Below are 23,268 nucleotides of genomic sequence, written 5' to 3' on the forward strand. Positions count from 1 at the left end.
TGGCCTACGTTATTGCTACGCTCCTTTCGCGCTGAGCGTGATGTAGGGAATGATAACCTCCTCCAGGGAGATGCCGCCGTGCTGGAACGTGTCCTTGTAGTAGTTCACGTAGTAGTTGTAGTTGTTGGGGTAGGCGAAGAAATAGTCGCCCAAGGTGAACACGTAGGCGGTGCTCACGTTTTCGCGGGGCAGGAAGATGCGCTCCGGCTTGCGCACCACGTACACGTCCTTCTCGGTGAAGCCCAGGTTCTTGCCGTGCTTGTAGCGCAGGTTGGTGTTGGTGTTCCGGTCGCCCACGATTTTGAAGGGACGGCGCACCCGGATAGTGCCGTGGTCGGTGGTGATGATGAGCTTGCCCTTCTTCTCGGCAATGGTCTGCAGCATCTCATACAGCGGGGAGTGCAGAAACCACGAGCGGGTGATGCTGCGGTACGCCGACTCATCCGACGCCAGCTCCCGGATCATCGCCATGTCGGTGCGGGCGTGGCTGAGCATGTCCACGAAGTTGTAGACGATGACGTTCAGCTTGTAGTTGTTGTGCAGGTTCGAGATTTTGCCCGCCAGGTCCTTGCCGGCCTGCAGGTTGGTCACCTTGTTGTAGCTGTACTTATACTTCTGGTTGGCCCGCTGCAGGTTTATTTCCATGAACTCGGCCTCGTTGAGGTTTTTACCCTCGTCGTCGTCGTCGTTCACCCACAGGTTGGGGTACTTTTTCTGGATGTCACCCGGCATCATGCCCGAGAAGATGGCGTTGCGGGCGTAGGCCGTGGTAGTGGGCAGGATGGAGTAGTACATTTCCTCGGTGTCCACCGTGAACAGCTCGGCAATGGTGGGCTCCAGGATCTTCCACTGGTCGTAGCGCAGGTTGTCGATGAGTACGAAGTACACGGGCGTGTCGCCGGTTTCCTTGAGCAGCGGGAACACCCGCTCCTTGAACAGCTGGTGGGACATGAGCGGGGCGTCCTTGTCCTCGTTGTTGACCCAGCCTTCGTAGTTGTCCATGATGAACTTGCCGAAGTAGGTGTTGGCCTCGTCCTTCTGCATGTTGAACACCTCGGCCATGCTCTTGCCCTCGGTTTCGTCGATTTCCAGCTCCCAGTACACAAGCTTCTTGTAGACGTCGGCCCACTCCTGGGGGCTGAGCCGGTCGCCGAGCTGCATGCCCAGCTGCCGGAAGTCGCGCTGGTAGGAGCTGTTGGTTTTCTCGCTCACGAGGCGCTTGTTGTCGAGCACCCGCTTTACACTGAGCAGAATCTGGTTGGGGTTGACGGGCTTGATGAGGTAGTCGGCAATGCGGGAGCCGATGGCGTCCTCCATGATGTGCTCTTCCTCGCTCTTGGTAATCATAATCACCGGCAGCGTGGGCTTGGCTGACTTAATTTCGGTCAGGGTTTCCAGGCCGGTGAGGCCGGGCATGTTCTCGTCGAGAAACACGATGTCGAAGTTCTGCTCCTGCACCATCTCAATGGCGTCGGCGCCGGAGTTCACGCCCGTTACGTCGTAGCCTTTTTCCTTGAGGAAGAGAATGTGGGGTTTCAGCAGGTCGATTTCATCGTCGGCCCAAAGGATGGAGTAGCGTTGCATAGAGAGACTTGGGGTCTTAGGATCTTTGGGTCTTGGATTTTTACCCAGACCGTGGTGGGTGTTAGGGTCCTGGGAGCCTGTGTGTTGCCTTACCCTGCTTAGCAATACAGGTCCGGGTCGTTTAAAGCGGCTGACACTTCTTAGCTAGCCAGATAAGAAGCCTGCCGTCCTGTGCAGATGCGGCAAAGCAACTAGCTTTACCGAAAAGAGCAAGAATAAGATTCAAGCTTTAAGGACGCGCATAGCAGCAAGGATAGTTCAAATACCTTTTTTACGGGCGTAATGTTCGACTTTCGGAAGCTGCGTATCTGGCAGGAAGGCCAGGAACTCACGTTGTCGGTTTACCGACTGACGCGAAGCTTCCCGCCAGAAGAACTGTTTGGTCTGACCAGCCAGCTTCGACGGTCGGCTGCTTCGGCACCTCACAACATTGCCGAAGGCTGCGGCCGCCAGTCAGCACCCGACTTTCTGCGGTTTTTGACCTTCGCCATGGGCTCGGCCAGTGAGCTGGAATCCCAGCTTCTGCTCGCCCAGGCACTGGAGTACCTGCCAACGTCCGCCGCTGAACAGTTATTATCCGATGTAGTCCGCCTGCGCAAGATGATGACCGTGTACTACCAAAAAGTAAAAGCCAGTCAATAGGGGGCTTGGGTGGTTAGGGTCTTAGGGTCTTGGATGTCGTTCTGACATCTTATATCCAGGAACCAAAGGCACAAGAACAAAAAATCCAAGACCCCAAAAGTCCAAGACCCTAAGACCCCTACCACCCGAGCCCCCAATGAACAAAAAGAAAATCTTCAACGACCCGGTGTATGGCTTTGTCACGGTGCCGACCGAGCGGTTGTTTGACCTGATTGAACACCCTTATTTCCAGCGCCTGCGCCGGATTCAGCAGCTGGGCCTCACCGCCTTTGTATATCCCGGGGCCCTGCACACGCGCTTTCACCACGCCATGGGCGCCATGCACCTGATGAGCATGGCCCTGCGCACGCTCAAGGACAAGGGTGTGAAGATTTCCGCCGCTGAGGGCGAGGCGGCCCTGATTGCCATCCTGCTCCACGACATCGGCCACGGCCCCCTCTCCCACGCCCTTGAAACGGCCATCTTCCACGAGGTGCCCCACGAGCAGCTTTCTCTGTTTCTGATGCAGCGCCTGAACACCGAGCACCAAGGCGCGCTGGATCTGGCCATTGCCATCTTCCAGGGCTCGTACGAGCGGCCGTTTTTTCACCAGCTGGTTAGCTCCCAGCTCGACATGGACCGCCTCGACTACCTGAACCGGGACTCCTTCTATACGGGCGTACAGGAAGGCCGCCCCGGCGCCGACCGTCTGATCAAGATGCTCACGGTGGTGAACGAGCGGCTGGCGCTGGAGGAAAAAGCCATCTACTCGGTCGAGAACTTTCTGGTGAGCCGGCGGCTGATGTACTGGCAGGTGTACCTGCACAAAACCGTGACCAGCGCCGAGCAGATGATAATCCGCATCGTGCAGCGGGCCCGGGACCTGGCCCGCGCCGGGCAGGATGTACCGGCCTCCCCCGACCTGCACTACTTTCTGGCCCGGGAAGTAAGCCTGCTCGACTTCGAGGGCGACGAAACCATCCTGCAGCGCTTCGTGCAACTCGACGATTTCGACATCTGGGGTGCCGTCAAGCTTTGGGCCAGCCACCCCGACCGGGTGCTCAGCTACTTGTCGCGCAGCATCCTGGACCGCCGCCTGCTCAAGATTCAGCTGCGAAGTGAGCCGTTTGACGAAGAGTTTCAGCTGGGCGTGGTCGAGCTGATTGCCGAGCATTTCAGTTTGCCGCCCGAGCAGGCCAGCCTGCTCATGCTCAACGGCCGCATCAGCAACAATGCCTACGATGCCGGCGGCGAAACCATCGACGTCCTGACCAAGAGCGGCCGGGTGGTGGATGCCGCCGAAGCCTCTGATCTGCCCAACATCCGCGCCCTGAGCCAGCGGGTAGAAAAGCACTACATCTGCTACCCCAAGGAAATAGCGCAGTAAGTGATACGGTGACCAAGTGAAGTTGTGCAGTCCACTGTCATCCTCTATCTGGCGTCCGCAGCGCGAAGCAAAGCGAACCGGAGGTCGACGTAGTCAAGGACCTGCCTCTGCTGTCGCAGAAAGCAACACAACTGGAATAGCGGGGAACTGACAGGTGCTCGACAAGTCAATTCGCAAAACCAGGAGCCCAGGAGCCCAATAATCCAAGACCCCAGAAAACCTATACTTTTGCCGGATGGAATTCACCGTCGGCCAAATTGCGGAAGTACTCAAAGGCACAGTTGAAGGCGACGCCTCCCTGCGCATCGACCGGTTGGCAAAAATCGAGGAAGCCCAGCCCGGCGCCCTGGCTTTTTTGTCGAACCAGAAGTACGAGCCCCACCTTTACTCCACCCGGGCCTCAGCCGTCATTGTAAGCCACAGCCAGGCGCTGCGTCAGCCCGTCGGCGCGGTCCTGATCCGGGTCGACGACCCCTACCTGAGCTTTACGATGCTGCTGGAATTCTACCAGCAAGCCACCCGCACCGGCCGGCGCGGCGTGGAGGAGCCCTGCTTTATGGGCGCTAACTCCCGGATTGGCGACAACCACTACCGCGGGGCTTTTTCCTACATCGGCGAGGGCTGCGAGATTGGCGACGACGTGGTTATCTTCCCTCACGTCTACATCGGCGACCGGTGCCGCATCGGTAATGGTACCATTCTTTATTCCGGCGCCAAGCTTTACGCCGAAACGGTAGTGGGCGCCCGCTGCGTGATCCACGCCGGCGCCGTGCTGGGCTCCGACGGCTTCGGCTTCGCTCCCCAGCCCGACGGCTCCTACCGCCCCATTCCCCAGATCGGCAACGTGGTGCTCGAAGACAATGTCAGCATCGGGGCCAACGCTACCATCGACTGCGCCACGATGGGCTCTACCATCATCCGGGAAGGCGCCAAGATTGACAACCTGGTGCAGGTGGCCCACAACGTGGAAATCGGGCGCCACACGGTAGTAGCTGCGCAGACCGGCATTTCCGGCTCCACCAAAATCGGCGACTTCTGCGTCCTGGCCGGGCAAACCGGCATTGCCGGCCACCTCAGCCTGGCCAACCGCACCACGGTCACGGCGCAGTCGGGCGTGGGCAAGTCCATCAAAACGGAAGGCATTCTGCTGCAGGGCTCCCCGGCGTTCAATCTGCGCGACAGTCTGCGGGCCAACGCTATTTTCCGTCACCTCCCCGAGCTGGAACGTCGGCTGGATGCCCTTGAGAAGGGCGCGAAAGGCCCGGAGAAAGAGTAACCGGTTGGGGCGGTTTGCCCGACCCGGCCTGGGTCTACTGTTCTTCCTTGTCGACTTTGCCTTACCTTTGTCGGCGCTGAGTTGAGCGCACCGCTGATTTCACCTGAAAAAGCATGCAGCTGACGGCTTAGCGTACAGCTTTCTAATGAACGACAAGCAACACACCATTCAGGCCCCCGTCACCGTGAGTGGCATTGGCCTTCATACCGGCGTTCAGGCCACCATGACCTTTTGCCCGGCCCCGGTAAACCACGGCTACAAGTTTCAGCGCATGGACCTGGCCGGCCAGCCCACCGTGGATGCGGACGTGGACTACGTGGTGGACCTTTCCCGGGGCACGACCATCGAGCAGAACGGCGCCCGTGTCAACACCGTCGAGCACACCCTGGCGGCCCTGGTCGGCCTGCAGATCGACAACGTCCTGATCCAGCTCAACGGCCCCGAGCCCCCCATCATGGACGGCTCGTCCCTGCCCTTTGTGGAGGCCCTGCAGCGGGCCGGGTTTGAAGAGCAGAACGCCTTGCGCAACTACTTCGAGATTCCCGAGGAGATTCGCTTTGTCGACCACGCCCGCGGGGTGGAGATTGCCGCCCTGCCGCTGAACGACTACCGTGTGACGGTAATGGTGGACTACAACTCCCCGGTGCTGGGCTCCCAGCACGCTTCGCTGACCAACATCACCCAGTTTGCCGACGATATTGCCGCCTCGCGCACCTTTTGCTTTCTGCACGAGCTGGAGGCGCTCTACAAGTCCAACCTCATCAAGGGCGGGGACCTGAGCAACGCCATCGTGGTGGTGGACCGCGTGGTGAGCGAGGACGAGCTGACCGAGCTGGCCACTATGCTGGGCAAGCCCAAGGTGATGGTGAAAAAGGAAGGCATCCTTAACAACGTGGACCTGCGCCACAAAAACGAGCCCGCCCGCCACAAGCTGCTCGACGTGGTCGGCGACCTGGCCCTGGTGGGCCGCCCGCTGAAAGGCCAGATTCTGGCAGCCCGCCCCGGACACGCGGCCAACATTGCCTTTGCCAAAAAGATCAAGAAGAAGATGCTGGAAGTGGACACCTCCCCGGTGCCCCAGTACGATTCCACCCGCCCGTCGGTGATGGACATCAACCAGATTGCGCAGATTCTGCCCCACCGCTACCCGTTTCTGCTCATTGACAAGATTATTCACCTCGACAGCACCACGGTGACGGGCGTGAAGAATGTGACGATGAACGAGGAGTTTTTCAACGGCCACTTTCCCGGCAACCCCATCATGCCGGGCGTGCTGCAGATCGAAGCTATGGCCCAGACCGGCGGCATTCTGGTGCTGAACACGGTTCCGGACCCGGAAAACTACCTGACCCTTTTTCTGGGAATCGAAAACTGCCGGTTCCGGAAAAAGGTTATTCCCGGCGACACCGTCATTTTCAAGTGCCAGCTGCTGGCCCCCATCAAGCGGGGCATCGCCAAGATGAAAGGCCAGGCCTTTGTAAATGGCAAAGTGGTGATGGAAGCCGAAATGAGTGCTGCCATCGTCCGCAAAGATGCCTAAGGCATCCAATTAGTAATTAGTAATTAAGAATGAATAATTGCTTACCTGACCCTACAGCGGCCCAAGCAACAATTCTTAATTATTAATTCTTAATTACTAATTAATCAAAGCATGAACCAACCCCTCGCCTATATTCACCCCCAAGCCAAGATTGCCCAGAACGTGGTGGTCGAGCCCTTCACCACCATTGATATGGATGTTGAAATCGGCGAAGGCACCTGGATTGGCTCCAACGTGACCATCATGGCCGGGGCCCGGATTGGCAAAAACTGTAAGATCTTCCCCGGCGCCGTGATTGCGGCCATCCCCCAGGATCTGAAGTTTGCCGGCGAGAAAACCACCGCCCACATCGGCGACAACACCATAATCCGGGAATGCGTGACGGTGAACCGCGGCACCGTAGACCGGATGCGCACCATCGTGGGCAAGAACTGCCTGCTGCAGGCGTACGTGCACGTGGCGCACGACTGCATCGTGGGTGACTACTGCATCCTGTCCAACGCCACCCAGCTGGCCGGTCACGTCGAAATCGGCGACTGGGCAATTCTCGGCGGCATGTCGGCCGTGCACCAGTTTGCCCGCATCGGCCAGCACGCGTTTATCGGCGGTGGGTCCCTGGTTCGCAAAGACGTGCCTCCCTTCGTGAAAACCGCCCGGGAGCCCCTCACCTACGCCGGCGTAAACTCCGTGGGTTTGCGCCGCCGCGGCTACACCGACGCGGCCATTCTGCAGATTCAGCAGTGCTACCGCCTGCTTTTCCTCAGCGGCCTCAACAACAGCGACGCGCTGGACAAAATCGAGCTGGAGCTGCCCTCAAGCCCCGAGCGCGACGAGGTGGTCAACTTTGTGCGCAACTCCGGCCGGGGCGTTATCAAAGGCTATTCCCGCAACAGCAACAGTGCAGATTGAAGCCCGGGACCTGGGCAAACGCTTTGTCCGGGAATGGATTTTCCGCGAGCTGACCCACACCTTCCGGCCTGGCTCGGCCACGGCTATTCTGGGTCCCAACGGCTCAGGTAAAAGCACCCTGCTCAACACGCTGTCGGGGCAGCTGCTGCCCACGCACGGCACCCTGGCCTATTCCTATCAGGGCCGGCCGGTGCCCGTCGAAGACCTGCCCCAGCTCCTGGCGTACTGCGCCCCGTACCTGGAGCTGATTGAAGAGCTCACCCTGACCGAGCTGCTGCACTTTCATACGCGCTTCAAGCCCCTGCGCCCCGGCACCACATCGGCCCGCCTGATCGAGCTCATGTACCTGGAAAAGTCCAGGCACAAGCTGGTGCGCGACTTTTCGTCGGGTATGAAGCAGCGCCTCAAGCTGGGGCTGGCCCTGTACGCCGACGCTCCGCTCCTGCTGCTCGACGAGCCCACCACCAACCTCGACCGCACCGGCATCGACTGGTACCGCGAGCACGTGGAGGCCACCGCCACCGGCCGCCTGACCCTGGTCAGCTCAAACGTAGCCGAGGAATACGACTTCTGTACGGAACACCTGGAGGTCAGCCGGTTTGCGGCGCGCTAAGCGAGGTATAGCCCGGCAACCCACAAATTGCAAACCGCTGTTTTAGGCCTTTTTGAGTTATTCAGGGCCGCTTCCTGCGCTTGAGCTTGACCGGTGATTCAGGAAAAATTCAGAATTTTACCAAACGCGGATGCGGGTGCCCCCGTATCTTCGCCCTGCAACGCATCCTTAGTTCAAAAGCAATTATCCACCTTTCCGCCCTTGCCCGGCCATGAGACAATACGACGACCTCGACGGTGATTTCCTCGACGATGACGACGAGCTGGACAGCTTCGCTAAAAGCGGAGGCTTAAAGAACAGCCCCAACCCGGAAGACCAGCTGGGCGCTAAATACGCCGACTACCTGATGTGGCGGGATACCGGCTCTTCCCACGACGAGGCCCTTGACCTGGCCAATATGACGGAGGAAGAATATACGGCCGCCGAAGCCGCCGAAGACCCGGACAGCGGAGGCTTCGCCAGCCTCGACGACGATGACGACTTCGCCGATGACGACGAGGACGACAGCTTCAGCAGTCGCCCCGGCCGCCGCAGCTCCTTTGAAGACGACAGCGACTACTAGATTGGCTGATGGCTGTCAGCTGTTAGCGGTCAGTTTCTTGCCGGTTGACTTTCCGACTTGCCAGTCAGTAACACTTCCTAAGCCAAAAAGGCCCCGCCGGTACCGGCGGGGCCTTTTTGTTGTTATATAAGCTAACAACCATCGGCTAGTAGCTAGCAGCCTGGTACAGCTACTTTCCGCCGAATACCTTTCGCAGCAGCTCCGTCGTGCGGGCCACGGGGTTTTCGCGGATGTTGGCTTCCTCCTGGGCAATCAGGGTAAACAGGCCGCTAATGGCTTTGTCAGTTGCGTACTGGCTTAAATCAGACTGCACGGGAGTAACCAGCGGAAGCTGGTTGTAGCGCGTTACCAGGTCAGAGTAGTAGCGGGTGGCGTTGACCTTTTCCAGGGACTGCTGAATGATGGGCTTGAAGGCGGTGGTCAGCTGCTCGGTGGTCGTGCGCTTGAGGTAATTGGTCGCAGCATCTTTCTCTCCGGTCAGAATGCCCCAGACGTCGCGGAAGGTCAGGCTGCGAATGGCGGCCAGAAAGATGGGCTTGGCCATTTTGGCGGCATCCTCGGCTCCCCGGTTCAACGACAGCTCGAATTTATCGACCTGCGCACCCAGTCCGATCCGGCGCAGCGTGGTGGCGACCTTCTGGGCGTCGGGCGGGAAAGGAATCCGGATCAGCCGGTTCAGGTAAAAACCGTCGGTCTTCGAGGCTTGGTCCGCTCCCTTCGAAATACCCTGGGTGAGGGCCTCCTTCAGGCCCCGGGCGGCTTCGTCCTGGGTGATGCTGCCGGTGGAGCCGGCTTTGGGCTTCGACGTGGACGAAGGCAGGGTAATGGTACCGAGTCTGGGAATCTTAAACGTCTGGGCCGAAGCGGCGGGCGCCCCCAGGGTAGCGGCCAGCAATGCGAGGAGAACGAACTTTTTCATGATAAATCGACAGTCAGGACCGGCCATTCCGGCCGCTGTAAGGAGAAAGGCAGAAACCAGACCAGTTTTAAACTCCCTGCGTTGAAGCCAGGTTGCAGCAGCGCAAAACGGCTCAGCCGGCGGATAAACGAAAATCCCCACCCGGACGTACGCGCAGGTGGGGATTTGGTGAGGCAGCTAGCCCCGGACCGTTTATCGACGACCGAAGGTGCGCTGCAGCAGCTCGGAGGTACGGGCAGCCGAATTCATCCGGATACGGCCTTCCTCAGCGGCAATCAGGGCGAAAATGCCATTTACCGTTTCCTTGGTCGCGTAGGGCGTCAGAGTCGGGTTCAGGGGCGTTACCATGGGAATCTTGTTGTACTTGGCCACCATCTCGGCGTAAAGTCGGGTCGCCCCGGTCTGTTCCAGTGACTGCTGCACAATGGGCTGCATGGCCGATTCCAGCTGGCTCGCGGTGGCAGTGTGCAGGAAGGTAGTAGCCGCATCAGGCTCCCGGGAAGTCAACATGCCCATTGCGTCGGAGAAGCTCAGGTTCTGCACGGCCGAGGCGAAGATGGGTTTGGCCTGACCTGCCGCGGCTTCGGCGGCCCGGTTCAGGGCTACCTCGAAGTTGTCGACCAGCGTACCGAGGCGCATACTGCGCAGGGTGGTGGAAACCAGTTCGGCTTCGGGTGGGAACGCAATGCGAATGTCGGCATTGCCATTAAAGCCATTGGCAGCGGAGGCTTCGGCAATGGCGCGGGTCACGCTCAGGTTCAGAGCCTCGTGCAGGGCACTGTTGGCATCTTCCGCCGTAAGCGGGGGCAGCACCGGGGCGGCGGGCACGGCCGCGGTGGGCTTGGCCGTGGGTTTGGCGGGAACAGGCTTGGCTGCGGGCTTTACGGGAGCCTTCTTAACCGGCGCCTTGGCCTTGGTGGTCGTCTTCTTTTTCGTTGTGGTCGTGGTCTTCGCTTTGGTCTGAGCCAGAGTTGCGTGGGAGCCGGTCAGGCCCAGGGCGAGGGCGGCTATGAGGATCCGGAAATGAAGCATAGAAGTAAAAAAGCAGAAAACCAGACGGCCTTCGTGGCGGTCTTATGGGAGGAAGCGCACAAATTGCACCAATAAATTTCTCCTTCCTAACCAGCTCCCCATGCCGCAAGTCCCCAACGCAGAAATCATCACCATCGGCGACGAGCTGCTTTACGGCCAGGTTGTCGACACCAATTCTGCCTTTATGGGCCAGGAGCTGGGTAAGCTGGGCATCCGGGTCCGACAGATTACAAGTGTGTCGGACCAGGCCGGGGAAATTATCGAGGCCCTGGATTCTGCCCGGCAGCGGGCCCAGGTAGTGCTGATGACAGGGGGCCTCGGCCCCACCAAGGACGACCTCACCAAACACGTGCTGGCCGGCTACTTTGGCACCGGGCTGGTCTTGCACGAGCCTTCCCTGCGCGACGTAGAAGCCATCTTTGCCCGCTACAACCGGCCCATGCTGGAAGTAAACCGGCAGCAGGCCTTCTTGCCCGCCAACTGCACGCCGGTACGCAACGCGGTGGGCACGGCCCCGGGCATGTGGTTCGAGGACCGGGGCACCGTGTTCGTTTCCATGCCGGGCGTGCCGTTCGAGATGAAGCGCATGATGACCGACACCGTGCTGCCCCGGCTGCAGGAGCATTTTCACACGCCGCCCATCGAGCACATCGTCATCCAGACCAGTGGCGTGGGCGAGTCGTTCCTGGCCGAGAGGATTGCCGACTGGGAAGATGCCCTGCCCGCCAATATGAAGCTTGCCTACCTGCCTTCCCTGGGCAGCGTGCGGCTGCGCCTCACCGGCACCGACGACGGGCAGCCCAACCTGCGCGGCCGGATGGAGGCCCTGATGCCCCGGCTTCGGGAACTGCTGGGCAGTCATATTTTCGCTGAGGGAGAGGTGACGCTGGAGGCCGCCATCGGGCAGCTGCTGCTCGAGCGGGGCCTCACGCTGGGCACCGCGGAAAGCTGTACGGGCGGCTTGGTTGCCAGCAGGATTACCAGCGTCGCCGGCAGCTCCGCCTACTTTCGGGGTAGCATCGTTGCCTATCATAACGATATAAAGGTCAGCGAACTGGGTGTGCGCACCGAAACCCTGGCTTCCGATGGCGCGGTTAGTGAAGCCACCGTGCGGCAAATGGCCGAGGGAGCCCGCCAACGCCTGGGCGCCGACGTGGCCGTAGCCGCCAGCGGCATTGCCGGCCCGGGTGGAGGCACGCCCGAAAAGCCGGTTGGTACCATCTGGATTGCTTACGCCGATGCCTACCAAACCGTGGCCCGCCAGCTTTCCTTCGACCGGGGCCGGCAGCTCAACATCGAGTATACTGCCGCGGCCGTTCTGCACCTGCTGCGGCAGAGCCTGCCCGCCCTGGAGTAGCCCGAAGAGAGCTTGTCAGTGGTGCGGTCATCACAACAGCAGCTGATGTAGCCGCCCGGTGGGCATGGCGCTTGGCGCTTTCTGTTACCTTTGAGCCACCAAACCCCCACCCAACAACTTCAAACAATCCCGCAACGCATGGCACGAGTGGAAATGATGATGCCCAAAATGGGCGAAAGCATTATGGAAGGAACCGTCCTCAAATGGCTCAAGCAGGTCGGCGACGCCATTGAGCAGGATGAGTCGGTACTGGAAGTAGCTACCGACAAGGTAGATACGGAAGTACCCGCCCTCCACGCTGGTGTACTGCAGGAAATCCTGGTCCAGGAAGGCCAGGTAGTAGCCGTCGGCGCTCCGATTGCCGTCATCGAGACAAACGCCGCTGCTGCTGGCGCATCCGCCCCGGCCCCGGCCGCTCCACAGGCTGCCGACAGCGCCGCCGCTTCGGCCCCCGAGGTACCGTACCTGCCCGAACCCCACGACCCGCAGGCCAATGCCCGCCTGGGTGTGGCCCAGCCCGGCCGCTTCTATTCGCCCCTGGTGCTGAGCATTGCCCGTCAGGAAGGCATTTCAATGGCGGACCTGGAGTGTCTGCCCGGCACGGGCAAGGAAGGCCGCGTTACCAAGCAGGACATCATGGCCTATGTGGCCGGTGGCAAGCCTTCGGCAGCCGCGGCAAGCGCCCAGCCTGCGCCAGCGGCAAGCCAGCAGCCAGCAGCAAACCCCGCGCCTGCTGCTCCCGCACCCCAGACTGCCTCGGCCCCGGCCGCTCAGCCAGCGGCGTCGCAGCCAACGGCCAGCAAGCCGGCTCCTTCCGTCAGCGGCGGTCAGGAGCTGATTGAGATGGACCGGATGCGCAAGATGATTGCCCAGCGTATGGTCGACTCGAAGCGCATCTCGCCCCACGTTACCTCCTTCGTGGAAGCCGACGTGACCGAAATCGTGAACTGGCGCAACAAGCACAAGGACGCCTACAAGAAGCGCGAGGGCGAAAATCTCACCTTCACGCCCATCTTCATCCACGCCGTGGCCCGCGCCATCCAGGACTTCCCGATGATCAACGTTTCCATTGATGGGGACTACATCATCAAGAAGCGCGACATCAACATCGGCGTGGCCGTGGCCTTGCCCTCGGGCAACCTGATTGTGCCGGTAATCCACAACGCCGACCAGCTAAACCTGAATGGGCTCAGCAAGAAAGTAAACGATCTGGCCAACCGGGCCCGGGCCAACAAGCTCAAGCCCGAGGATCTGGAAGGCGGCACCTACACGCTCAGCAACGTGGGCTCGTTTGGCAACGTGATGGGGACGCCCATCATCATGCAGCCCCAGGTGGCCATCATGGCCGTGGGCGCCATCAAAAAGAAGCCGGCCGTCATCGAAACGCCCCAGGGCGACCTGATCGGCATCCGCCACTTCATGTTCCTGTCGCACTCCTACGACCACCGCGTAGTGGACGGCTCGCTGGGCGGCATGTTCGTGCGCCGGGTGGCCGACTACCTCGAGCAGTTCGACCCCAACACGGCTATTTAGTTTTTAATTGGGAGCAAGCAGCTGATGGCTGTTGGCTTACGTTCCTGACCGCTAGAAGACGGCCGTTTTACGTCAGGGTCCAGCTCCGGCTTTTACCAGAACAAGCCCGTCAAGTCGACGGGCTTTTCTTTTTGAAATTCATACGCTTATGAAAAACTCTCTTTATCTCCTGACCTTCGTTGTGGCCCTGGGCCTGATCGGTTTTCTCTACTACCGGATTACCCAGCTGGAGGCGGCGCTGAAAGCCTCGGAGCAGCGCTTCCACGACTGTGAGCAGGTCACTTTTCAGCTGCAGAACCAACTGAACCTCGAGGCCGGCCGCCGCGCCAACGCCGACTAGCCTACTCCAGCACCAGCAAAAAAGCAGCGGCTCCGGTGGGCCGCTGCTTTTTAGTTTTGATTTAGTCTCCCCTATTCACGGATGCCCAGCAGCAGGAACAGGAACGCGTACTGCCGGGCGATGTCGTGCAGGGACTTGAAGCGGCCGGAGGCGCCGCCGTGCCCGGCTTCCATGTCGGTGTGCAGGAGCAGCAGGTTCTGGTCGGTTTTGAGGGCGCGCAGTTTGGCTACCCACTTGGCCGGCTCGAAGTACTGCACCTGGGAGTCGTGCAGGCCGGTGGTGACGAGCATGTTGGGGTACGCCTGAGCCGTCACGTTGTCGTAGGGCGAGTACGACAGCATGTAGTCGTAGTAAGTCTGCTCGTTGGGGTTTCCCCACTCGTCGTACTCGCCGGTGGTGAGCGGAATGCTTTCATCGAGCATGGTGGTCACTACGTCCACGAAGGGCACCGCGGCAATGATGCCCCGATACAGCTCAGGCCGCAGATTCACGAGGGCGCCCATCAGCAGACCGCCCGCCGAGCCGCCCATGGCAAACAGCTTCTCGGCCGACGTGTAGCCCTCCCGGATCAGGAAGGTGGAGCAGTCGATAAAGTCGGTGAACGTGTTTTTCTTTTTCAGCTTCTTGCCGTCCTCGTACCACTGCCGGCCCAGCTCCTGTCCGCCCCGGATGTGGCAGATGGCATAGGCAAAGCCCCGGTCGAGCAGACTCAGGCGGGCCGAGCTGAAGAATGGGTCCATAGAAATGCCGTAGGAGCCGTAGGCATACTGCAGCAAAGGCGCCTGCCCATTGCGCTCGAACCCTTTCCGGTAAACCACCGACACCGGAATTCGGGTGCCATCCTGCGCCGGGGCGTACAGCCGCTCGGTCACGTAGTCTTCCTTGCGAAAACCGCCCAGCACCGGCTGCTCCTTAAGCAGGGTTTTAACCCGGGTAGTCATGTCGTAGTCGAAGGTAGAGGCGGGCGTGGTGAGCGAGGAGTAGCCGTAGCGCAGCACGGAGGTGTCGAACTCCCGGTTGACGCTCACGTAGGCCGTGTAGGTCGGCTCACCGAAGTTAAGGTAGTGCTCCTGCTGGCCATCCCAGCGTAGAACCCGCAGGTTGAGGAGGCCTTCCTGCCGCTCGGCCAGGACCAGAAAGTCGCGGAACAGCTCCACGTTTTCCAGAAACACATCCGGCCGGTGCGGAATCACCTCCTGCCAGGCAGCCTGGGCAGTATTGGTGACGGGCGTTTTCAGCAGGCGGAAGTTGGGGGCGCCGTCGTTGGAGCGGATGTAAAACTCCTCCCCGAAGTGCTCCACGTCGTAGAGGTGGTCTTCTTCCCGGGTCAGCAGCACGGTAAACTCGCCCATTGGCTGGCTGGCTTCGAGAAACCGGGTTTCCGACGACATCGTGCTGCTCATCTGCAGGAAGATGAACCGGCCCGACTTCGAGCGACCCACCCCCGTGTAAAAGGTGTTGTCCGGCTCCTCGTACACCAGCACGTCCTGGGCCGGGTCGGTGCCCAGCGTGTGGCGGTACAGCTGGAAGTCGAGGAGGGTGTCGACGTCCTTTTTGGTGTAGAACACCGTGCGGTTGTCGGTAGCCCACACGGCGTTGCCGCTGGTGTTGGAAATCTCCTCGGGGTACAGCTCCCCCGTAAGAAGGTTCTTGAAGCGCAGCGTATACAGCCGCCGGCTCACCGTATCCACGCCAAACGCCAGCACCTGGTTGTCGTCGCTGACTTCAAAGTCGCCGATTTCAAAGTACGGCAGGCCCTCAGCCAGCTCGTTGGCGTTTAGCAATACTTCCTCGGCAGCCTCCAGGCTGCCCCGCTTGCGGCAGTAGATGGGGTACTCCCCGCCGGTTTCGTAGCGGACGTAGTAGAAGTAACCGTTGTCGCGGTACGGCACCGACTCATCCTGCTCCAGAATCCGGCCCTTGATTTCCTCAAACAGCTTTTGCTCCAGTGCCTTTACCGGGGCCATCTGCTGGTGGAAGTACTCATTCTCGGCGTTCAGGTAGCTGATGACCTCCGGGTTCTCCCGCTCGTTCAGCCAGTAGTAGTTATCGGTTCGCGTGCCGTGGGGCGACGTCAGAAGTTTGGGCTTGATGCCCGCAACGGGAAGCTGTAGCATGGAGGTAAATGGAAATGCGCTGGTTGGCGCAGGAAGTTTAAACGCAATACGGGGCCGGTAAGCAGGCCGCCCGAAGGTAAAGCAATACGCAGAGCCATCATGTCGGCTGGCTCCACGTAACCGCCTGCGCTACTATAAACAGCAAGCGGCGCCAACCGTAGCCTGGGCTACGGTTGGCGCCGCTTGAAGCTTGTAGCCTGGAGCAAATCCTACAAACCTTTCAGGCTTTGCTCGAGGGCGGTAATCTTGCCTTCGGCATCGGCCAGCTTCTGCCGCTCCCGCTCCAGCACGTCGGCCTTGGCGTTCTGCACAAACTTCTCGTTGGCCAGCTTTTTCAGGACTGAGTCACGGAAGCCCTGGGCGTACTCCAGCTCTTTTTCCAGCCGGGCTTTTTCGGCGCCCAGGTCAATCTGACCTTCCAGGGGCACGAAGAACTCGGCACCGCCCGATACAAAGCCTACCGAAGCCGCCGGGGCCGCGTCCACTACGCTGATGTCGCTCAGGGCGGCCAGCTTGCGCAGGATGGCATCGTAGTCGGTAAGCAGGGCCGTGTCGTCGGTCTTGGCGGCCAGCGTCAGGGGCTTATTGGGGCCCAGGCCCTTCTGGTTGCGGATGGTGCGCACCCCGGCCACGATGTCGAGGGCCTTTTCCATGCGGGTCAGCACCTCGGCCGAGCCGGCCGCCGCCTGGGCTTTCGGCCAGGACGCCACGCACACGTACTCTTTGGCCTTGCGCTCGGCCAGCTCGTGCCAGAGCTCTTCGGTGATGAAGGGCATAAATGGGTGCAGCAGCTTGAGCAGCGTTTCCAGGAAAGCCGTGGTATGCTTCAGCGTTTCCGGGTCGATGGGAGCCTGGTAGGCGGGCTTTACCATCTCCAGGTACACCGAGCAGAAGTCGTCCCACACCAGCTTGTACACGGTCATCAGCGCATCCGACATCCGGAACTTGTCGAAGTGGTCGTCGAGCTCGGCAATGCTGGCCTGGAGCTTAGCCCCGAACCACTCTACGGCCTTCGCGCCGGCAAAGGGCAGGGAGGCATCCACTTCCCAGCCTTTTACCAGACGGAAGGCATTCCAGAGCTTGTTGGTAAAGTTGCGGCCCTGCTCCACGAGCTTGATGTCAAACAGCAGGTCGTTGCCGGCCGGCGACGAGAACAGCATGCCGGTCCGCACGCCGTCGGCGCCGTACTGGGCAATCAGGTCGAGCGGGTCGGGCGAGTTGCCGAGCTGCTTGCTCATCTTGCGGCCCTGGTCGTCGCGTACGATACCCGTCAGGTACACGTTCCTGAACGGCACCTGCTTGCGGTACTCCAGGCCGGCCATAATCATGCGGGCCACCCAGAAAAACAGGATTTCAGGAGCCGTCACGAGGTCGTCGGTCGGGTAGAAGTAGTTGACGTCCGCGTTGTCGGGGTCCTTAAAGCCGTCGAACACTGAAATCGGCCACAGCCACGACGAAAACCAGGTATCCAGCACGTCCTCGTCCTGGCGCAGATCCGTCAGTTGCAGGTCGGCGTTGCCGCTCTGCTCCCGGGCCTGGCGCAGGGCTTCTTCCTCGTTGAGGGCCACCACGAAGGAGCCGTCGGGCAGGTAGTAGGCCGGGATGCGCTGCCCCCACCACAGCTGCCGGGAGATGCACCAGTCGCGCACGTTCTCCATCCACACCCGGTACATGTTCTTGAACTTGGGCGGGTGCAGGCGGATTTCGTCGTTTTCCACTACTTCCAGCGCCTTGACGGCCATCTGGTCCATCTTGCAAAACCACTGCAGACTCAGCTTGGGCTCGATGACGGCGCCGGTACGCTCCGAGGTCTGCAGCACGCTGGCGTACTCCTCGATCTTGTCGAGCAGCCCGGCCTGCTCCAGGTCCTTAGCAATCTGCCGGCGCACGGCAAACCGGTCCTGGCCCACGTACAGCTGCGCCTTTTCATTCAGCGTGCCGTCGTCGTTGAGGATGTCGATAACGGGCAGGTTGTGCTTGATGCCCAGCTCGTAGTCGTTCAGGTCGTGGGCGGGAGTTACCTTGAGGCCGCCGGTGCCGAAGTCCATGGTCACGTACTCATCCGTGATGATGGGAATCTCGCGGCCCAGCAGCGGAATGCGCACTTTGGCGTCGTGCAGGTGCTTGTACCGCTCGTCGTTGGGGTTCACAGCCACGGCTACGTCGGCCATGATGGTCTCGGGCCGGGACGTGGCAATGGTGATGTAGTTGGTAGTTTGTAGTTGTTCGTTGTCCGTATCGTTCTGTTTGCTGACAACGGACAACGGAGAACCGACAACTTCATACCGGAGGTAGTACATCTTGGCCATCGTGTCCTTGGCAATAACTTCCTCGTCGCTGATGGCAGTGCGGCCCTGGGGGTCCCAGTTGACCATGCGCACGCCCCGGTAGATCTGGCCCTTGCGGTACAGGTCCACGAACACGCGCAGCACGGCCTCGGTCAGCTCGGGCTCCATCGTGAAGCGGGTCCGGTCCCAGTCGCAGGAGGCGCCCAGCTTCTTGAGCTGCTCGAGGATGATGCCGCCGTACTTTTCCTTCCAGCTCCACGCGTGGGTCAGGAACTCCTCCCGAGTCAGGGAGCTTTTCTCGATGCCCTGCTCCTTGAGCAGCGCCACTACCTTGGCTTCGGTGGCAATGGAGGCGTGGTCGGTGCCGGGCACCCAGCAGGCTTCCTTACCCTGCATCCGGGCCCGGCGCACCAGCACGTCCTGGATGGTATTGTTGAGCATGTGGCCCATGTGCAGCACGCCCGTCACGTTCGGCGGCGGAATTACGACCGAGTAGGCGGGCTTGCGGGGGTTGGGTTTGGCTTTGAAGAAGCCCTGCTCCTGCCACCGCTGGTACCATTTGGCTTCAACGTCGGCGGGAGTATAGGTTTTGGCGATAGACATCGTCAAGGGAAAAGGCGGTTGTCGATAGCGGCAAAAGTAGGCATTTCGGGCCGGGGGGGGAAATTTGGCACCGAAAGCATCAGCAGTTAGACCGGAGGTCGGATTAATGATATTTAATGTAAGGCTGACGGAATCAGCTTACCTTTGAAGACGGCAAAAATTCTGGGGGAAGGTTTAACCAGATTTTGATAACTTCATCGTCTTCCGCCCCACCCCAACCCACTTTTTTGTCTTTTTCCACGTATGGCTGCGCTTTTTTCTTTCCTGAAAGCTGGCAAGCCGGCTGCTGAGCCGGCGCCCGTTTCTGTCACTCCCCCGCCACTTTCCACCGCGACCATCCGCATTGGTATGGGCCAGCTGCTGGTTGAGGGTGGGGAGCCTGACCGCAACCTCGACCGCGCCGCCCAGATGATTGCCGAGGCGGCCGCCCAGCGCTGCGACGTGATTCTGCTGCCCGAAACGCTGGACTTTGCCTGGACCCACCCCAGCGCACTCACCGAGGCCCAGCCGATTCCCGGCATCTACAGCGACCGGCTCTGCGCGGAGGCCGTGCGGCATAATATCTACGTGTGCGCCGGCCTGACCGAGCGTCTGGCCGGCCGCAACTTCAACGCTGCCGTGCTGATCAACCCCCAGGGCGAAATCATCTGCAAATACCACAAGATCCACCTGCTCACCGTGGAGCAGCCCTACTACGCGGTAGGACAAACGCTGAACGTGGTGGACACGCCCCTGGGTAAAATCGGGGTCAACATCTGCGCCGACAACTTCCTGGAAGGCTTACCCATCGGCCACACCCTGGCCCGCATGGGCGCCGAGCTGATCTTGTCGCCCTCGTCGTGGACTGTGGACTACTCCATCACCGAAGAGCACGACCCCTACCGTGAAAAGTGGATCAAGCCCTACTCAATTCTGGCCCAGCTCTACAACGTGGTGGTAGTGGGCACCACCTCGGTGGGCTACATCGTGGGCGGACCCTACGAGGGCAAGAAAAGCGTCGGCTGCTCCCTGGCGGTAGATGCCACCGGCATCCGGGCCCGGGGCACCTTTAATGAATTTGCCGGCGACCTCGTGGTAGCCGACCTACCTCGTCCGGTTCGGCCTGAGCAAGGCACCGCCATTGGCGACATGCTGCGCCGCAAAGGCTACCGCTTCGACGAACTTCCTGCCTGATGCAACAGTCTACCCCCCTCCTTTCCACCCCGCCTTCTCCTCACCCATTTACTTCCGCCATGTCGCACAGCTACCAACGCTGCTCGCGCTGTATTATGGATTCCACCGTGCCCGGTATCCGGTTTGATACCCGCGGAGAATGCAACTTCTGCAGCCTGCACGACAAGCTGGACCGGGCATTTCCGCTCGGCGAAGCCGGCCGCCGCAAGGTGCAGGAGCTGGCCGAGGACATCCGCCGCACCGGCAAAGGCCGCAAGTACGACTGCGTGCTGGGCGTGAGCGGGGGGCGCGACAGCTCGTTTACGCTGTGGTACTGCGTCACGCAGCTCAAGCTCCGCCCGCTGGCCGTGCACTTCAACGACGGCTTCGGCAACCCCGTGGCCGGCGAAAATATGGTGAAGGCCTGCCGCAAGCTCGGCGTGGAGATGCGCACCATCACCTCCGACTGGCGCGAGTCCAAGGACCTGAAGATTGCGTTCCTGAAAGCCTCGACCCCCGACATGGAGGAAGGCACCGACCTGGGCATTGCCACGGCCCTCTACGGAGTGGCGGCCAAGGAAGGTATTCAGCGCATCGTTATCGGCCAGTCGTTCCGCACCGAGGGCATTGCCCCGCTGTCGTGGAACTACCTCGACGGCAAGTACCTGAAGGCCGTGCACCAGCAGTACGGCTCGGTGCCCCTGCGGCCCTGGAAGCCCGGCGACCCGGGCTTTAATCTGGGCCTCAAGGAAATGTTCTACTATGCCTTCGTGCGCCGCATCAAGACCGTAACGCTGCTCTACCACGTCGACTACGTGCGCTCCGAAGTGGACCATCTGCTGGAGCGGGAGCTGGAGTGGCAGAACCCCGGCGCCCACTACTTCGACGACCTCTACCAGAGCGTCATCTACTACCTGAACCGCACCAAGTTCAACATCGACCGGCGCCTGTTCAACTACTCTGCCCTGGTCCGCTCGGGGCAGATGTCGCGGGAAGTGGCCCTGGACCGGACCAGCAAGATCAACTCCATCGAAGACCCGCGGGTAATCGACCTGTGCATCAAGCGCCTGGGACTCACGCGCGAAGAGTTTGACCAGATTGTTGCGACCCCGCCCAAAACCTTCCGCGACTACCCCAACAACTACACCCTGATCCGGCAGCTGCGCTGGCCTATCAAGGTACTCAGCCAGCTCAACCTGATTCCTGAGTCGGCCTACGACAAGTATTTCAACTGCGGGACGTGAGTTTTTGGTTGTGAGTTGTTGGTTGTCCGTTGTCAGGTCGTTCTGACAGCTGACAGCTGACAACAAACAACGAAAAAGCCCCGGTGCTAGGTGCATCGGGGCTTTTTGCTGGAAACCAGGTCGGTAGCCGGGAGTTACGCCGGGGCGTGCAGCCAGTCTTTCTTGGCCAGGAGCTTTTCCTGGGTTTCGCGGTAGTCTGGGTCGTCGACGCAGCAGTCGACGGGGCAGACGGCGGCGCACTGGGGCTCTTCGTGGAAGCCCACGCACTCGGTGCACTTGTCGGATACGATGTAGTAGTACTCGTCGGACACTGGCGTCTGGGGCGCCGTGCCGGAAACCACCGAGCCGCCGTCGACTTCTACCTGCTTCAGCGTGGTGCCGTCGGCCCAGCGCCACTGCGCGCCACCTTCGTAGATGGCGTTATTGGGGCATTCCGGTTCGCAGGCACCACAGTTGATGCACTCGTCGGTTATCATGATGGCCATAGTGCCGTTCCTCTCAGTTAAGGGTAATACAGATTGACTTGCTGCTACCTACGAAAAAAACCGCCGGTAGTCGTCTTACTTAAGGAGCAAAAGTAGAAACTAACCGCTACTGTTGCGAGTTTTTTGCTGATTGCCGCTTCCTTCCCTCCTTCTATGAACCATTCCGACCGCCTGGCTGCCTTCGTGGCCCTGGGCAACCACCTGCGCCAGCTTACTCCCGACGAGCTGGCCTCCCTTACCGACCGCGCCCGCAACGCCAATACCTGGTTTGACCTGCCCAACGTGACGGCCGCCATCCGGGGCGTAGCCCGCCTGCTCGAAGAAGACACCCTGCACGCGTGGGCCCACCGCTACCCGGCCGAGCCTTCACAACCCCGACGCATCGGCGTCGTCATGGCCGGCAACATCCCGCTGGTGGGCTTCCACGACCTGCTTTGCGTGCTGCTCAGCGGCCACATTCTGCTCGCCAAGCCCAGCTCCGAAGATAAGGTGCTCATCAGTTGGATAACCCAGGAGCTGATCCGGCTGGAGCCGCGCTTTGCCGACCGCATTCAGTTTGCCGACCGCCTCAACGACGCCGACGCCTTTATTGCCACCGGCTCCGACAACACGGCCCGCTACTTCGAGTACTACTTCGGCAAGCGCCCCCACCTGATCCGGCGCAACCGCACCAGCCTGGCCGTGCTGAACGGGGGCGAAACCGCCGAAGAGCTGGCCGCGCTGGGCACCGACATTTTTCAGTACTACGGCCTGGGCTGCCGCAACGTCAGCAAGCTCTACGTGCCCGAGGGCTACAGCTTTACTCCTCTGCTTGACGCGCTGGAGCCCTGGAACTGGGTGCTGCAGCACAACCGCTACCAGAACAACTACGACTACAACAAGAGCATCCTGCTGGTGAACCGGGTGCCGCACTTCGACTCCGGCTTTCTGCTCATCACGGAAGGCAAGGCGCTGGTCTCGGCAATTTCGGTGCTGCACTACGGCTCCTACCAGCATGAGGTCGACCTGGCCGATCAGCTTACCAACGTGGCCGCCCAGACCCAGTGCATCGTATCGGCCGGGGCACTGTTCCCGGGCAGCTTTGCCTTCGGGCAGGCTCAGTATCCTACGGTCAGCGACTATGCCGATGGCGTGGATACCATGGCCTTTCTGGGGCAGTTTGCCTAAGCGGCGGGAGCGGGCCGACGAAAAATAACTTGCGGGGTTTATTTACGACTGGAACCTAAGGGCAGAATCCTTATATTCGGGTAGTCAGTTGGTTTTCACGCTTTAACCCCAAGCTCCCTGCCCTTATGCTGTCTGACCTGCAAACCATCGAAACCGTTGAAACCGTGGAAAAGGAAAGTATTCCGACGCTCACGTTTGCCCACGACGAAGTGCTGACCACTGCCGAGGACAGAGCCCGGCGCCGCCATGATGCCGAGCGGGCTACCACGCTCGGCAATGCCTATCACAACAAACTGGGCATCTACTTCCGCACCGCCGACGGCGCCACCAAGCGCGTGAACACCACCATCTGGGCAGCCGACGCGGAGCACATCACCCTCAAGTCCGGTGCCCTGATTCCGCTACGGGCCGTGCTGCGGTTTGAGTTTTAACTTTGGAACTCAGAGTTGAGAGCTTCGACTTTGTTCTGTCGTCTTCTTACCCAATGCATAAAGCCCCGCTACCGGAATCAGGTAGCGGGGCTTTATGCTTTAGAAAGG

20 protein-coding genes are annotated in these 23,268 nt (G+C 60.4%); 14 read left to right on the forward strand and 6 right to left on the reverse strand.

Translation table 11 applies throughout. The features are described 5' to 3' along the window. Positions 1–15: 15 nt before the first annotated feature. Entirely contained in the window at positions 16–1,584 is a 1,569-nt protein-coding gene (porX, locus tag LJY25_RS01160; RefSeq protein ID WP_227606384.1) for a T9SS response regulator signal transducer PorX, read from the reverse strand. A gap of 282 nt (positions 1,585–1,866) precedes the next feature. Between porX and LJY25_RS01165 the strand changes: the two genes are divergently transcribed. The 7 genes from LJY25_RS01165 to LJY25_RS01195 all read left to right on the forward strand — a co-directional run bounded on the left by LJY25_RS01165 (position 1,867) and on the right by LJY25_RS01195 (position 8,492). Beyond that, positions 1,867–2,226 carry a four helix bundle protein gene (locus LJY25_RS01165; protein WP_227606385.1) on the forward strand — a complete coding sequence of 120 codons (360 nt, stop codon included), beginning with the start codon at positions 1,867–1,869 and terminating at the stop codon, positions 2,224–2,226. 136 nt (positions 2,227–2,362) lie between these two features. Then, entirely contained in the window at positions 2,363–3,592 is a 1,230-nt protein-coding gene (locus LJY25_RS01170) for an HD domain-containing protein (RefSeq protein ID WP_227606386.1), read from the forward strand. 235 nt (positions 3,593–3,827) lie between these two features. Beyond that, positions 3,828–4,868 (forward strand): UDP-3-O-(3-hydroxymyristoyl)glucosamine N-acyltransferase, encoded by a 1,041-nt coding sequence (lpxD, locus tag LJY25_RS01175; RefSeq protein WP_227606387.1) that lies wholly within the window; start codon positions 3,828–3,830, stop codon positions 4,866–4,868. 145 nt (positions 4,869–5,013) lie between these two features. After that, a complete protein-coding gene (locus LJY25_RS01180; protein ID WP_227606388.1) occupies positions 5,014–6,408 on the forward strand; it encodes a bifunctional UDP-3-O-[3-hydroxymyristoyl] N-acetylglucosamine deacetylase/3-hydroxyacyl-ACP dehydratase in 1,395 nt (464 codons plus the stop codon). Between the two features lie 111 nt (positions 6,409–6,519). Further along, positions 6,520–7,317 (forward strand): acyl-ACP--UDP-N-acetylglucosamine O-acyltransferase, encoded by a 798-nt coding sequence (gene lpxA, locus LJY25_RS01185; RefSeq protein WP_227606389.1) that lies wholly within the window; start codon positions 6,520–6,522, stop codon positions 7,315–7,317. Continuing rightward, complete coding sequence (locus LJY25_RS01190; RefSeq protein ID WP_227606390.1) at positions 7,307–7,930, forward strand: ABC transporter ATP-binding protein; 624 nt, start codon at positions 7,307–7,309, stop codon at positions 7,928–7,930. Before lpxA ends, LJY25_RS01190 begins: the two co-directional genes overlap by 11 nt. 211 nt (positions 7,931–8,141) lie before the next feature. Beyond that, on the forward strand, positions 8,142–8,492 hold the full coding sequence (locus LJY25_RS01195; RefSeq protein ID WP_227606391.1) for a hypothetical protein: 351 nt from the start codon (positions 8,142–8,144) through the stop codon (positions 8,490–8,492). A gap of 169 nt (positions 8,493–8,661) precedes the next feature. On the opposite strand, the gene LJY25_RS01200 is transcribed toward LJY25_RS01195, so the two are convergent. Both LJY25_RS01200 and LJY25_RS01205 read right to left on the reverse strand, forming a co-directional pair. Next, positions 8,662–9,411, reverse strand: a complete 750-nt coding sequence (locus tag LJY25_RS01200) for a DUF4197 domain-containing protein (RefSeq protein ID WP_227606392.1) — start codon at positions 9,409–9,411, stop codon at positions 8,662–8,664. Positions 9,412–9,603: 192 nt separating this feature from the next. Continuing rightward, positions 9,604–10,443 (reverse strand): DUF4197 domain-containing protein, encoded by an 840-nt coding sequence (locus tag LJY25_RS01205; RefSeq protein ID WP_227606393.1) that lies wholly within the window; start codon positions 10,441–10,443, stop codon positions 9,604–9,606. A 100-nt stretch (positions 10,444–10,543) separates the two neighbouring features. Here LJY25_RS01205 and LJY25_RS01210 point away from each other — a divergent pair, with 100 nt between their 5' ends. The 3 genes from LJY25_RS01210 to LJY25_RS01220 all read left to right on the forward strand — a co-directional run bounded on the left by LJY25_RS01210 (position 10,544) and on the right by LJY25_RS01220 (position 13,673). Next, positions 10,544–11,800 carry a competence/damage-inducible protein A gene (locus LJY25_RS01210; protein ID WP_227606394.1) on the forward strand — a complete coding sequence of 419 codons (1,257 nt, stop codon included), beginning with the start codon at positions 10,544–10,546 and terminating at the stop codon, positions 11,798–11,800. Positions 11,801–11,938: 138 nt separating this feature from the next. Further along, positions 11,939–13,333, forward strand: coding sequence for a dihydrolipoamide acetyltransferase family protein (locus LJY25_RS01215; RefSeq protein WP_227606395.1), 1,395 nt, complete (start codon positions 11,939–11,941; stop codon positions 13,331–13,333). Positions 13,334–13,481: 148 nt separating this feature from the next. After that, positions 13,482–13,673: a hypothetical protein gene (locus LJY25_RS01220; RefSeq protein ID WP_227606396.1), complete on the forward strand. Its 192-nt coding sequence runs from the start codon at positions 13,482–13,484 to the stop codon at positions 13,671–13,673. A gap of 71 nt (positions 13,674–13,744) precedes the next feature. On the opposite strand, the gene LJY25_RS01225 is transcribed toward LJY25_RS01220, so the two are convergent. Continuing rightward, positions 13,745–15,790 carry a S9 family peptidase gene (locus tag LJY25_RS01225; RefSeq protein WP_227606397.1) on the reverse strand — a complete coding sequence of 682 codons (2,046 nt, stop codon included), beginning with the start codon at positions 15,788–15,790 and terminating at the stop codon, positions 13,745–13,747. Positions 15,791–15,999: 209 nt separating this feature from the next. Next, positions 16,000–18,681 (reverse strand): valine--tRNA ligase, encoded by a 2,682-nt coding sequence (locus tag LJY25_RS01230; RefSeq protein WP_227606398.1) that lies wholly within the window; start codon positions 18,679–18,681, stop codon positions 16,000–16,002. Between the two features lie 243 nt (positions 18,682–18,924). On the opposite strand from LJY25_RS01230, the gene LJY25_RS01235 reads away from it, so the two are divergent. Both LJY25_RS01235 and LJY25_RS01240 read left to right on the forward strand, forming a co-directional pair. Further along, on the forward strand, positions 18,925–19,854 hold the full coding sequence (locus LJY25_RS01235) for a carbon-nitrogen hydrolase family protein (protein ID WP_227606399.1): 930 nt from the start codon (positions 18,925–18,927) through the stop codon (positions 19,852–19,854). Positions 19,855–19,913: 59 nt separating this feature from the next. Further along, positions 19,914–21,077 (forward strand): N-acetyl sugar amidotransferase, encoded by a 1,164-nt coding sequence (locus tag LJY25_RS01240; protein WP_227606400.1) that lies wholly within the window; start codon positions 19,914–19,916, stop codon positions 21,075–21,077. Positions 21,078–21,211: 134 nt separating this feature from the next. Here the strand turns inward: LJY25_RS01240 and LJY25_RS01245 are convergent, their stop codons facing one another. Beyond that, positions 21,212–21,562, reverse strand: coding sequence for a 4Fe-4S dicluster domain-containing protein (locus LJY25_RS01245; protein WP_227606401.1), 351 nt, complete (start codon positions 21,560–21,562; stop codon positions 21,212–21,214). Between the two features lie 153 nt (positions 21,563–21,715). Here LJY25_RS01245 and LJY25_RS01250 point away from each other — a divergent pair, with 153 nt between their 5' ends. Both LJY25_RS01250 and LJY25_RS01255 read left to right on the forward strand, forming a co-directional pair. After that, entirely contained in the window at positions 21,716–22,729 is a 1,014-nt protein-coding gene (locus LJY25_RS01250; protein WP_227606402.1) for an acyl-CoA reductase, read from the forward strand. A 125-nt stretch (positions 22,730–22,854) separates the two neighbouring features. Next, positions 22,855–23,160 carry a hypothetical protein gene (locus tag LJY25_RS01255; protein WP_227606403.1) on the forward strand — a complete coding sequence of 102 codons (306 nt, stop codon included), beginning with the start codon at positions 22,855–22,857 and terminating at the stop codon, positions 23,158–23,160. Positions 23,161–23,268 lie beyond the last annotated feature (108 nt).

This window comes from Hymenobacter translucens (genome assembly GCF_020685205.1).
GTDB lineage: Bacteria > Bacteroidota > Bacteroidia > Cytophagales > Hymenobacteraceae > Hymenobacter > Hymenobacter translucens.

Bases quoted from the DNA above. Each gene is read 5' to 3' on its own strand.
- porX (WP_227606384.1), bottom strand. From the start codon at position 1,584: ATGCAACGCTACTCCATCCTTTGGGCCGACGATGAAATCGACCTGCTG.
- LJY25_RS01165 (WP_227606385.1), top strand. From the start codon at position 1,867: ATGTTCGACTTTCGGAAGCTGCGTATCTGGCAGGAAGGCCAGGAACTC.
- LJY25_RS01170 (WP_227606386.1), top strand. From the start codon at position 2,363: ATGAACAAAAAGAAAATCTTCAACGACCCGGTGTATGGCTTTGTCACG.
- lpxD (WP_227606387.1), top strand. From the start codon at position 3,828: ATGGAATTCACCGTCGGCCAAATTGCGGAAGTACTCAAAGGCACAGTT.
- LJY25_RS01180 (WP_227606388.1), top strand. From the start codon at position 5,014: ATGAACGACAAGCAACACACCATTCAGGCCCCCGTCACCGTGAGTGGC.
- lpxA (WP_227606389.1), top strand. From the start codon at position 6,520: ATGAACCAACCCCTCGCCTATATTCACCCCCAAGCCAAGATTGCCCAG.
- LJY25_RS01195 (WP_227606391.1), top strand. From the start codon at position 8,142: ATGAGACAATACGACGACCTCGACGGTGATTTCCTCGACGATGACGAC.
- LJY25_RS01200 (WP_227606392.1), bottom strand. From the start codon at position 9,411: ATGAAAAAGTTCGTTCTCCTCGCATTGCTGGCCGCTACCCTGGGGGCG.
- LJY25_RS01205 (WP_227606393.1), bottom strand. From the start codon at position 10,443: ATGCTTCATTTCCGGATCCTCATAGCCGCCCTCGCCCTGGGCCTGACC.
- LJY25_RS01210 (WP_227606394.1), top strand. From the start codon at position 10,544: ATGCCGCAAGTCCCCAACGCAGAAATCATCACCATCGGCGACGAGCTG.
- LJY25_RS01215 (WP_227606395.1), top strand. From the start codon at position 11,939: ATGGCACGAGTGGAAATGATGATGCCCAAAATGGGCGAAAGCATTATG.
- LJY25_RS01220 (WP_227606396.1), top strand. From the start codon at position 13,482: ATGAAAAACTCTCTTTATCTCCTGACCTTCGTTGTGGCCCTGGGCCTG.
- LJY25_RS01225 (WP_227606397.1), bottom strand. From the start codon at position 15,790: ATGCTACAGCTTCCCGTTGCGGGCATCAAGCCCAAACTTCTGACGTCG.
- LJY25_RS01230 (WP_227606398.1), bottom strand. From the start codon at position 18,681: ATGTCTATCGCCAAAACCTATACTCCCGCCGACGTTGAAGCCAAATGG.
- LJY25_RS01235 (WP_227606399.1), top strand. From the start codon at position 18,925: ATGGCTGCGCTTTTTTCTTTCCTGAAAGCTGGCAAGCCGGCTGCTGAG.
- LJY25_RS01240 (WP_227606400.1), top strand. From the start codon at position 19,914: ATGTCGCACAGCTACCAACGCTGCTCGCGCTGTATTATGGATTCCACC.
- LJY25_RS01245 (WP_227606401.1), bottom strand. From the start codon at position 21,562: ATGGCCATCATGATAACCGACGAGTGCATCAACTGTGGTGCCTGCGAA.
- LJY25_RS01250 (WP_227606402.1), top strand. From the start codon at position 21,716: ATGAACCATTCCGACCGCCTGGCTGCCTTCGTGGCCCTGGGCAACCAC.
- LJY25_RS01255 (WP_227606403.1), top strand. From the start codon at position 22,855: ATGCTGTCTGACCTGCAAACCATCGAAACCGTTGAAACCGTGGAAAAG.